The 9,976-nt window shown below is 72.3% G+C and carries 8 protein-coding genes; 2 read left to right on the top strand and 6 right to left on the bottom strand.

Going from position 1 to position 9,976, the window contains the following annotated elements; genetic code table 11:
* Positions 1-25: 25 nt before the first annotated feature.
* Together STRNI_RS04165 and STRNI_RS04160 are read right to left on the bottom strand one after the other, a co-directional pair.
* Positions 26-304: an Lrp/AsnC ligand binding domain-containing protein gene (locus tag STRNI_RS04165; RefSeq protein WP_277410558.1), complete on the bottom strand. Its 279-nt coding sequence runs from the start codon at positions 302-304 to the stop codon at positions 26-28.
* A gap of 32 nt (positions 305-336) precedes the next feature.
* Positions 337-1,155, bottom strand: a complete 819-nt coding sequence (locus tag STRNI_RS04160; protein ID WP_266448374.1) for a helix-turn-helix transcriptional regulator — start codon at positions 1,153-1,155, stop codon at positions 337-339.
* A gap of 86 nt (positions 1,156-1,241) precedes the next feature.
* Here STRNI_RS04160 and STRNI_RS04155 point away from each other — a divergent pair, with 86 nt between their 5' ends.
* A complete protein-coding gene (locus STRNI_RS04155; RefSeq protein ID WP_274739830.1) occupies positions 1,242-2,123 on the top strand; it encodes an NmrA family NAD(P)-binding protein in 882 nt (293 codons plus the stop codon).
* A 60-nt stretch (positions 2,124-2,183) separates the two neighbouring features.
* On the top strand, positions 2,184-3,050 hold the full coding sequence (locus STRNI_RS04150) for an SDR family oxidoreductase (RefSeq protein ID WP_174876296.1): 867 nt from the start codon (positions 2,184-2,186) through the stop codon (positions 3,048-3,050).
* Here the strand turns inward: STRNI_RS04150 and STRNI_RS41290 are convergent.
* The 4 genes from STRNI_RS41290 to STRNI_RS04125 form a co-directional block, all read right to left on the bottom strand.
* Positions 3,022-4,614 (bottom strand): GNAT family N-acetyltransferase, encoded by a 1,593-nt coding sequence (locus tag STRNI_RS41290; RefSeq protein WP_338149712.1) that lies wholly within the window; start codon positions 4,612-4,614, stop codon positions 3,022-3,024. The genes STRNI_RS04150 and STRNI_RS41290 overlap by 29 nt on opposite strands.
* A 79-nt stretch (positions 4,615-4,693) precedes the next feature.
* The gene (locus STRNI_RS04135; RefSeq protein ID WP_159484419.1) at positions 4,694-6,388 is read right to left on the bottom strand and encodes a DUF885 domain-containing protein; all 1,695 of its coding nucleotides are present in this window, start codon (positions 6,386-6,388) and stop codon (positions 4,694-4,696) included.
* A gap of 155 nt (positions 6,389-6,543) precedes the next feature.
* Entirely contained in the window at positions 6,544-7,941 is a 1,398-nt protein-coding gene (locus STRNI_RS04130; protein WP_266441282.1) for a GNAT family N-acetyltransferase, read from the bottom strand.
* A gap of 84 nt (positions 7,942-8,025) precedes the next feature.
* Positions 8,026-9,600, bottom strand: coding sequence for an alkaline phosphatase D family protein (locus STRNI_RS04125; RefSeq protein ID WP_266441283.1), 1,575 nt, complete (start codon positions 9,598-9,600; stop codon positions 8,026-8,028).
* Between the last annotated feature and the right edge of the window lie 376 nt (positions 9,601-9,976).

The raw sequence follows: 9,976 nt of genomic DNA, 5'->3' as shown, positions 1-9,976 counted from the left end.
GGGCCGCCGGTCACCGGCTGACCGGTCACCGGCTCACCGGGCGGCGGGCGAGCGGCGCAGAGTAGACAACGTCGGTGGTCACCGCGCCTAGCGCACCGATCCGCCCGGACACCTCCTCCAGGTGCTTCATGGACCGGGCGGCGACTTTGAGGGCAAAGAGGATAAAGCAGTCGTCGCCCGTGACGTGGTGGGCCTCCAGGATCTCCGGCACGGCGCGCGCCGGCTCGGCATAGCCCATGCGGCCGTGGCGCCGCAGGACGTCGAGGATGCGCCAGTCGGTGGCGTCGGGGGAAGAGCCGGTCATCTGCGCTGTCCAGCAGTGGAATCACCGGCAGATCAAGGCGGATGCCGGTGATCTTCCCTGCTGGGGCCCATGCCGCCACGTACTTCGCCGCCCGGCTCGCCGTCCTCGCCGACGTCGGGCATCGCGGCGGATGAGCCCGGTGAGCGTGCAGGGGCGCGGCCGAAGTCGGTGGTCAACCAGCGTTCGATGGACACATCAGGGAACGCGTGGGGCTGGAAGGCTCCCGCCACCGGGGAGATGTCGGTGATCCGGTCGAGACGGAAGGTGCGCCAGTCGTCCCGGTCGACATCGAACGCCACGAGGTACCAGTGGCCGGCGCGCAGGAAGTGGCGGTAGGGCTCGACCAGGCGGGTTGACGGCCGGCCGTGCTGGTCGGTGTAGCGGAACCGGAGCCTGCCGTCCTCGGCCACCGCGTCGGCGATCACGCCGACGGTGGCTGCCGCGACCACGGCGCCGGGCTGCTGCAGCACCTCCGTCGCGAGGTCGGTCGCGGCTGCGCGGCGGCGCAGCGGGCGGGGCAGGACCTGGTCGAGCTTGAGCAAGGCGCTCGATGCGACCGCGTCCTCGGGGAGCCAGGCGCGGATCAGATGCAGCCCGGCCACCAGTGCGGTGATCTCGTCGGCGGTGAACAGCAACGGTGGGACCTTGACCCCGGGCCTCAGCCGATAGGCGCTGCCCGGTCCCGGACGGGCCTCGACCGTGTAACCGAGCCGGCGTAGCCGCTGGGCGTCGCGTCGTACGGTGCGGACGCTGGTGCCGAGCCGTTCGGCCAGGTCGGCGGCCGTCCACTCGCGCCCCGACTGCAGCAGGGTCAGCAAGGTCAAGGTCCTGATCGTCGGGTCGAGATCCATGCCGTCAGCCTTCCAGGAGAGGAGGACAGGTTCAGGCCGCCTTGGCTCCTAGCCTGCGGACGAGGCACCGATGAGAGGAAGAAACCGTGCAGATCGCTGTCACCACCCCGACCGGCAATGTCGGCCGGCATGTCGTCGCCACACTGGTCCGCGCCGGGGTCCGGCCGCGCGTCCTGCTGCGCGACCCCGGCCGGCTGGCCCCCGACGTCCGGGATGAGGTGGATGCCGTGCCGGTCGACCAATACGATGCCGACGCCGTGGTGGCGGCCACCGAAGATGTGGACGCACTGTTCTGGGTGGACCCGGTCACCGGCAGTGCGGATCCCCTTGCCGATTACGCCCGTGCCACCGGCAGCGTGGTCCGCGCCGTCACCGAGAACCGGATCGGCCGCGTCGTTTTCCAGAGCAGCGTCGGCGCCGAGAAACGTCACGGTGCTGGTGAGATCGACGGCCTGGCACACACCGAGACCGCTCTGGATGACCTGGGCGTCGACGTCACCCACCTCCGCTGCGGCTACTTCTTCACCAATCTCGAACTTCAAGTTGATGCCCTGCGCGCCGGCACCCTCCAGGTGATCCTTCCCCTCGACCACCCCATGGCCTGGGTGGCGCCCCGCGACATCGCTGAGGTCGCCGCCACCCGTCTGCTGTCGCCCACCTGGTCCGGACGCTGTGTGCAAGCAGTTCATGGGCCCGCCGACCTCACCTGGCGACAGGTCGGCACCATCCTGACCGCTGCCACCGGGCGGCAGATCAGCGTGGAACAGATCACCGACGACGCCATGCGCACCCAGCTCCACCAGGTGGGCATGACCGACAGCATGGTCGAGGGCCTGCTCGGAATGTCGACCGGTCTGCGCGAGAACTTCGTGCCCGAACAGCGCCGCACCGTCCGGACCACCACCCCGACCACCCTCGCCGCCTGGGCCTACGACCATCTCCGGCACCGGATCGTCGAAGCGCCGTAAGTCTTCGGCCCCATGAAAAGCATGTGACGCGTGGTCCGGCGGCCGCGATGCTGGGGTGTCATGACCTACGACAACAGCCGCTCCGCCGAAGGTCCCCGGCCCGCCCCGGGGGCCGACGTACCGGGCCGCGACCCGCTGCCGCTTCTCGGCCGTACCGCCCTGGTCACCGGAGCGAGCCGACGCCGTGGCATCGGTTACGCCGTCGCCCGGCGGCTGGCCGCCTACGGGGCCGGTGTCTACCTGCACCATCATGTGCCGCACGACGCCGGGCAGCCGTGGGGCGCGGACCCGGGCGGTCCGGACGCGGTCGCCGACGGGGTACGGGAAGTCGCCGTTCCCGGCGCGGTGGTGGCCCACGGCCCGGCCGATCTGGCCCGTCCCGACGCCCCCGCCCGCCTCCTCGACACCGCCGCCGAGGCGCTCGGCGGCCGGCTGGACATCCTCGTCGCCAACCATGCCCTCAGCGGCAGCGACGGCAGTCTGGACGCCATCGACGCGGCGATGCTCGACGCCCATTGGGCGGTCGACGCCCGCTCGGTGATCCTCCTCGCTCAGGCCTACGCCCGCCGCCGCCCCGCGGGGCTGCCGGGCGGGCGGATCGTGATGATGACCTCCGGCCAGGACCTCGGGGGCGGGATGCCGGAGGAGATCGCCTACGGTCTGGCCAAGGGAGCGCTGGCCTCGGCGACGCGCAGCCTCGCCACCACCTTCGCCGATCTCGGGGTCACCGTGAACACCGTCAACCCGGGCCCCGTGGACACCGGTTACGCGGTCGGCGAGCTCCGTGAGCGGGTGGCCGGGTGCTTCCCCGGCGGGCAGTGGGGCGCGCCCGACGACCCGGCCCGCCTGATCGCCTGGCTGGCGACCGACGAGGCGGCCTGGATCACCGGTCAGGTCATCAACTCAGAGGGAGGCTTCCGGCGTTGACTCCGGCCACGGCCGAGGACTCACCGGTCTGACCTGTCCGGGTAGTCTCCCCGGCCTCACCCGTCCAGGTAGTTTCCCCCGCCTCACCCGTCCGGGAAGTCTCCCCGGCCTCACCCGTCCGGGAAGTCTCCCAGGCCCCATCCATCCCACTGGTCTCATAGGCGCGCAGACCCTCGCGCTCTCCGACGAACCGGAAGCCGGTCCGCTCCAGAACCCGCTGTGACGGCACGTTCTCCGGCTCGGTCAGGGCGCACACCGTCCGTACCTCGGGCTGAGCCGTGGCCCAGTCGGTCAGCAGCCGCGCCGCGTCGGTCGCCCAGCCGGCGCCGCGCGCGGAGGGGGAGAGGTCGTAACCGATCTCCACGGAACCGTCGGCGTCCGGCGGGCCGTGGAAGCCGATGCTGCCCAGCGCTTTACCGCTCGTGGTGTCGGTCAGCACGAAGACGCCCCAGCCGGGCCGGTAGTGGCCGGCCGCCGCGGCCCGTACGGCGATACCGGCGCCGCCGGACGTGGTCTCGGGCGGTGTGCCGTCGATCCAGTCGAACCCCGCGGGATCTCCGTCCGCGACCCGGGCGGCGGTGGCCGGCAGCAGGGCGCGCAGCGCCACCCGGCCGGCCGTGAGCGTCAGCGGGTAGCCGGCGCCCGCGGTGACCAGCGCCTCGAACAGCGGCCGGTGGTCGGTTCCGGCGGGCAGGCCGCTGACCTGGCCGTCGCCGACCTCCACCACCCGCCAGACGCCGTCGGTGCGCAGCGCAAGATCCGTGGTGACGAAACGCAGCCCCAACTCCCGTACGGCAGGCGCCACATGGTCAAGGACGGGAGTGGGTCGCAGCTCCGGTGTGTCGGGATGCGGGCCGATCAGCACCGGCTCACCGTCCACCCACCAGACCCGCGCCTCACCCACCGCCGCGAAGTCCTCGAAGGCCCGCAGCACCACACCGCCGGTCAGGAACTCCTCCTGGAGGGCGAGGAAACGGGCGACGACCGCAGACAGCCGCTCGGTGTCCTGGGCGTCCGGCACGTAGGCCGCCTCGTCCCACTCGTGCTTACGGGACTTGACCCAGTCCTTGACGACCAGCGGCCGGCGCCGGCCCGGCTCGCCGAGCCCCGCGGCCAGCCGGGCCAGTGCGGCCCGCTCTGGGGGCCTGCCGGGGGCGCAGGGCAGCCAGACGCTGCGCGGGGTGAGCGGGCGGAAGGTGTCGTACCAGCCGGGGAGTTCATGGGCGGTGCGATACGCCTCGGGGGAGGTCAGCAGCCGGCAGCCGCGCGCGGTGAGCGCCGCGGCCAGCGCGGCACAGCGGTCGGTGGGCAGCATCCAGCCGCGGTACCAGACCGGCCCGGCCTTGCGCGGGACCCCTGACACCGCCCCTTCGGCGTCCCCGGCGAGCAGCGCCTCGTGGTCCAGCACCGCGGTCGCCGCGCCGGCCGACCGCGCGGTGGCGGCCTCGGCCGCGAAGTGCGGATCGGCCCGCAGCCTTCGGCCGGGAGGTGCCCCCAGCCGGGGGCGCAGCGGGTCACCGGGGAACAGAAGGAGCGGCCGGTCCGCCGCGAGAGCCACCGTCATGTCAGCGGACCCTACGGACGGCGGCGGCCGGCCACAACAGCATTGCGCCGTGGCCGGCCGCCGCCCCCACAAGACCTGGTCAGAGCGCCGACAGCTCGCTCAGCAAATCGTCCAGGCCCAGCGACCCCTGCGACAGCGCCGCCATGTGCCAGCTCTTGAGGTCGAAGTCCGCGCCGTGCCGGGCGCGGGCCGCCTCCCGGCCCTGCAGCCACACCCGCTCACCGAGCTTGTAGCCGATCGCCTGGCCGGCCATGCCCTGGTAGCGGATGATCTCGCTCTCGACGAAGTCGGCCGGGCGGCTGCTGTGCCGCGCGAAGAACTCGTGCGCCAGCTGCGGCGTCCAGCGCTCACCCGGGTGGAAGGGCGAGTCCGCGGGGATCTCCAGCTCCAGATGCATCCCGATGTCGATGATGACGCGGACGGCCCGCATCATCTGCGCGTCCAGGTAGCCCAGGCGCCGTTCGGCGTTGGTCAGGAAGCCCAGTTCGTCCATGAGCCGCTCGGCGTACAGCGCCCAGCCCTCGGCGTTGGCGCTGACGATGCCCACCGTCGTCTGGTACCGGGAGAGCGAGTCGGCGACATGGGCCCACTGTGCCAGCTGGAGGTGATGGCCGGGCACCCCCTCGTGGTACCAGGTGGAGACCAGGTCGTACGCCGGGAAGCGGGTCTCGCCCATCGTCGGCAGCCAGGTCCGGCCGGGGCGGGAGAAGTCCAGCGACGGCTGGGTGTAGTACGGGGCGGCGGCGCCACCGGGCGGGGCGATCCGCGACTCGACCCGGCGCACCCGCTCCGCCAGCTCGAAGTGGGTGCCGTCCAGCGCGTCGATGGCCTCGTCCATGAGCGACTGGAGCCACTGGCGGGTCTCCTCGACGCCCTCGACCGCCTCGCCGTGCTCATCGCACCAGGCCAGCGCCTCCCATGGAGTCTTCGCCCCGGGCAGCACCTTCTCGGCCTCGGTCTCCATCTCGGCCAGCAGCCGGTGGAACTCGGACCAGCCGTACGCATACGCCTCGTCCGCGTCGAGGTCGGCGCCGTTGAAGTAGCGGGCGAGGCGGGTGTAGCGCTCCCGGCCCACCACGTCCGGTGCGCCCTCGATGGCGGGGGCGTAGGTGTCACGGAACCAGTCGCGCAGCTCCACCAGGGCGCCGGTGGCCACCCCGGCGGCCTCGGTCAGCTCGGCGCGCAGGGCGTCCGGGCCCGGGTCGGTGAACTCGGCGAACCAGCTGCGGTCCGTGCCGATCCACTCGTCCAACTGGCCGATGACGGTGCGGACCTGGAGCGGTCCCGCGGGCAGGCCCTGCTTGCGGCCGGCGTCGAGTGCGGCGCGGTAGCCCTCCAGCGCGGCGGGTACGGCCCGCAGCCGACGGCCGATCGCCGCCCAGTCCTCGTCGGTCTCGGCGGGGGTGACCGTGAAGACCTCACGGACGTGGTGCAGCGGCGAGCTGAGGTTGCTGACCGTGCGCAGGCCCTCGCCCGCCTCGTGGACCGCCAGCTCGGCGGTCAGCCGCTCGCGCAGCAGCCGGGCACAGATCTGCTCGGCGGCGCTGTCCGCGCCCGGCCGGGCCTCGGCCTCGCTGAGCTTCTCCAGCGTCGTACGGGCGAGCTGGGCCACCGCTTCCTGGCCCGTCGGAGAGAAGTCGGGGAGCTTGCCGGAGCTCTCGGCGATGCCGAGGAAGGTGCCGGTGATCGGGTCCAGGTCGACGAGGGCGTCGACATAGGCGTCGGCGACCTCACGGGGCAGCGGGCCGCCCCCGGAAGTAGTGGTGTGGGACATACGGCCATCCTCGTACGGATCGCCCCGTCGCGTCACCATCAAAGAGCCGTACGTTCCTGTCGCTTTACGGTGCCCTTGCGTTGTGCCGTGGCCGGCCGGGCGTCAGCACGCCCGGCCGGCCGGAGGGTTCGGTGCCCGGTGGGGCTCCGGGGCGCTCAGCGGCGCGCGCTGCCGTCATGGAGGCGGATGCTCTCCTGCGGCTCCCGTGCGGCGGGCCTGCCCGACGGGCGGGCGGTGATCACCAGCGTGCCTTCCTCGATCTGGTAGTCGAGCGGCAGCCGGAGGCCGCGCATCGCGGCCACCATGCCGGTGTTCGAGGCCTGGGTGACCGCGTACACGCTCTCGCAGCCCGCCTCGGCCGCCATCGTCACCAGCCGGCGCAGCAGCTCGGCGCCGATACCGCGCTGCTGCCAGGCGTCCTCGACCAGCAGCGCGACCTCGGTCTCGTCGCCGTCCCACAGCAGATGGCCCAGCGCCACCAGCCGGCCGGAGGCGGTCTCCACGGCCAGGGTGCGGCCGAACCGCGGGCTGAGCAGATGGCCGAGATAGCGGTCCGCGTCGCCGACCGGGCCGTGGTAGCGCAGCCCCAGGGTCTTCGAGGAGCAGCGGTCGTGCATCTCCCGCGCCGCGGCCAGGTCGGAGGTGTCGGCGCGGCGGACGGTGATCTCGTTGCCCTCGGGCAGCGTCAGCACATCACGGCGCGGCGGCACCCGCTGGCCGAGCCGGGCGTCCAGATCGACCAGCGCGCGCACCCGGGCGAACTCGGTGGGGGTGAACGGCAATTGCGGCCTTTCGATGGTGAGGGAGCCCCCGGAGGGGTCGCGGAACTTCATGAGGTGCTCCTCCAGCACGCCCTCCGTGGGGACCTGCTCGGCGAGCGGCTGACCGCGCAGCGAGCGCGCGGGCACCGAATGGATGGTGCAGCGCCCCAGCAACTGCCGTAGCGCCAGGGGGAGTTCGGCGGAGTCCAGGGCCGTGCGGGTGGCCAGCCCCAGCATCCGGGTGGGTGCATCGACGAGATCGTGTGCGTCGGCGCGCTCCAGCCAGCTGTGCGTGCCGCCCGCGCCGGCCACCGTACGGGTCAGCTCGGCGGGCGCCAGCGCGCCGGGCGCGCGCAGCAGGAACTCGTCGACCGTGCCGTCGGAGAGCGGATGGGTCTGCAGGCTGAGGATGTCCACCCGGTGCGCACCCAGCGCCGTGCACAGCGCGGCCAGGCTGCCGGGCTCGTCCTGGACCGTGGTCCGCATGCGCCACAGCGCCGTCTCCTGGCCGTCGGCCCCAGGGGCCCGGCCGGCGGAGGACGGTGCCGTGGCGCCGGTATCGGTCGGCGGCGGGGCGTTTTCGTGGCGTCGTGACCACCAGACGTGGAAGCCCGCCGTGGCGAGGAGTGCCACCGCGGCGGAGCACAGCAGCACCGGGCCCCGCGGGCCGTGCACGACGGTGTTGGCGACGGCGTCGGCCACCGCCACGGCCGTGAAGAGGGCGGCCAGCTCGACGATGTCCCGCCGCCAGTGGGGGCGGCGGGAGGAATGGGCAGAGGATGCTTCAGTCATGCACACAAGCCTGGCGGACAGGTGTTGCCTGATCGCCAACACATTGTGTCCGACGGGTAAAAGACGCAATCGACGCATTGGCCACTACTGTCCTACCCGTCCCGGTTGCAGCACCTTGCTGAACAACACCTGGCCGCCCTCCTGACGAAGCCGCACCGTCAGCTCCCCGCTGCCCCCGTCGATATCGACCTCGCCGAAGTACTGCGGACTCTCCGCTGGGGAGGTGTTGGCACGGTCCGGCGCCTTGATGAACGGCTGCGCGGGCCCAAAGGTTCCGTCCAGCTTCAAAGCCTGGAACCCGCCCGCGTTGAGCGGCCCCGACACGAACTCCCAGAACGGCTCGAAGTCCTTGAACGCGGCCCGCTCCGGCGCGTAGTGCTGCGCCGAGGTGTAGTGGACGTCCGTCGTGAGCCAGACGGTGCCGGTGATCCGGTCGTGCTTGATGTGCCGCAGCAGCTCGGCCATCTGCAGTTCACGTCCCAGGGGAGCGCCCGGATCGCCCTGTGCCACCGCCTCGAAGTCGGTCTTGCCGTCCGGGACGACCAGACCCAGCGGCATATCGGAGGCGATCACCTTCCACACCGCCTGCGAGCGGGAAAGCTCCCGCTTGAGCCAGCGCAGCTGCTCCGCCCCGAGGATGCCCTGCGGGTCGTCGGTCTGCCGGCCCGGCGAATTGGCGTTGCGGTAACGGCGCATGTCCAGGACGAACACATCGAGCAACGGGCCGTGACGCACCACGCGATAGACCCGGCCTCCCCGGTCGGGCCGCAGCGTACGGATCGGGAAATACTCGCTGAAGGCGCGCAGCGACCGCGCGGACAGCACGTCCGTGTCCTTCTCCGTGTACCGGTCGTCGTCGAGCAGCTGCCCCGGGTACCAGTTGTTGTGCACCTCGTGGTCGTCCCACTGCGTGATCGTCGGCACCTGCGCGTTGAAGCGGCGCAGATTGTCGTCGAGCAGGTTGTAGCGGAACGCGCCCCGGAACTCCGCGAGCGTCTCGGCGACCTTGGACTTCTCCTCGGTCGTCACATTCCGCCAGACCCGGCCGTCCGGCAGCGTCACCCGCTCGGGGATCGGGCTGTCGGCGTAGATGTTGTCGCCGCTGCACAGGAAGAAGTCCGGGTTCCGGCGCCGCATGTCCTCGTAGATGCGGTAGCCGCCGCGGTCCGGATTGATGCCCCAGCCCTGCCCGGCCAGATCCCCGGACCAGTGGAAGCGGAGGTCGGCACGGCGCCCCGTGGGTGCCGTACGGAACGTTCCGGAGACCGGCTCGCCGGTGCGCCGCGGGTCGTCCGGGTCGGCGAGCAGCACCCGGTAGTGGATCTGCTCACCGGACGGCAGGCCGTGCAGCGAAGTCAGGCCGGTGAAGTCCGTGTCCGGTCCGATCACCGGGCCGCGCCAGGACCGGGCGCCGCGGAACGACTCGGTCGCCGCGGTCTGCACCACCATCCGGGCCGGCCGGTCGGACCGCACCCACACCAGGCCCGACGAGGTGGTGACATCGCCGACCTGGACACCCCAGTCGGCGCTCGGCCGCCCGCTGCGGGCCTGTGCCGGCGCGGCACAGGAGAGCGTGGGCAGTGCCAGCGCCACCGAACCCGCCGCCGCGCCCTGCAGCAGCGACCGCCGTCCGAAGCCCCCGCCGGATCCCTGCGCCATCTCCAACCTCCATGCCTCGACCGACCTCACTGCCGACCCGTTCGTATCGCTGTCCGGTGCCCCGCAGCCGAACGGACGGTGAACAGCGGCCCGTTCACGGACCACGGTGCACCGTTCGCCCGAACGGGTCCGGGGACCTGCGACCGGCGGACCCGGGCCATGGTCGCAAGACCACCGCCCGATCGCCAGGACGCTGCCGTGGCCCATACGGTCCTGATACGCCGCGCCGGCACGGTGGCCCCCAGGAAGGTGACTCCGCATACCGGCCAACGGTTCCGCTCATCTCCGCATCGCCCGCCTGTCTCGCTGCTGGTTCTGTCGCGGCGGGAGCGGTCCAACTCGTAGGACACCGCGGGCTCGTAGGACACCGCGGGCC

Origin of the sequence: Streptomyces nigrescens (assembly GCF_027626975.1) — a bacterium.
GTDB classification, from domain to species: Bacteria; Actinomycetota; Actinomycetes; order Streptomycetales; family Streptomycetaceae; genus Streptomyces; species Streptomyces nigrescens.
Note: the sequence above shows the minus strand (reverse complement) of the source record. Positions and strands in the feature narration are given on the sequence as shown.

Bases quoted from the DNA above. Each gene is read 5' to 3' on its own strand.
- STRNI_RS04160 (WP_266448374.1), bottom strand. From the start codon at position 1,155: ATGGATCTCGACCCGACGATCAGGACCTTGACCTTGCTGACCCTGCTG.
- STRNI_RS04130 (WP_266441282.1), bottom strand. From the start codon at position 7,941: ATGACTGAAGCATCCTCTGCCCATTCCTCCCGCCGCCCCCACTGGCGG.
- STRNI_RS41290 (WP_338149712.1), bottom strand. From the start codon at position 4,614: ATGACGGTGGCTCTCGCGGCGGACCGGCCGCTCCTTCTGTTCCCCGGT.
- STRNI_RS04165 (WP_277410558.1), bottom strand. From the start codon at position 304: ATGACCGGCTCTTCCCCCGACGCCACCGACTGGCGCATCCTCGACGTC.
- STRNI_RS04150 (WP_174876296.1), top strand. From the start codon at position 2,184: ATGACCTACGACAACAGCCGCTCCGCCGAAGGTCCCCGGCCCGCCCCG.
- STRNI_RS04125 (WP_266441283.1), bottom strand. From the start codon at position 9,600: ATGGCGCAGGGATCCGGCGGGGGCTTCGGACGGCGGTCGCTGCTGCAG.
- STRNI_RS04135 (WP_159484419.1), bottom strand. From the start codon at position 6,388: ATGTCCCACACCACTACTTCCGGGGGCGGCCCGCTGCCCCGTGAGGTC.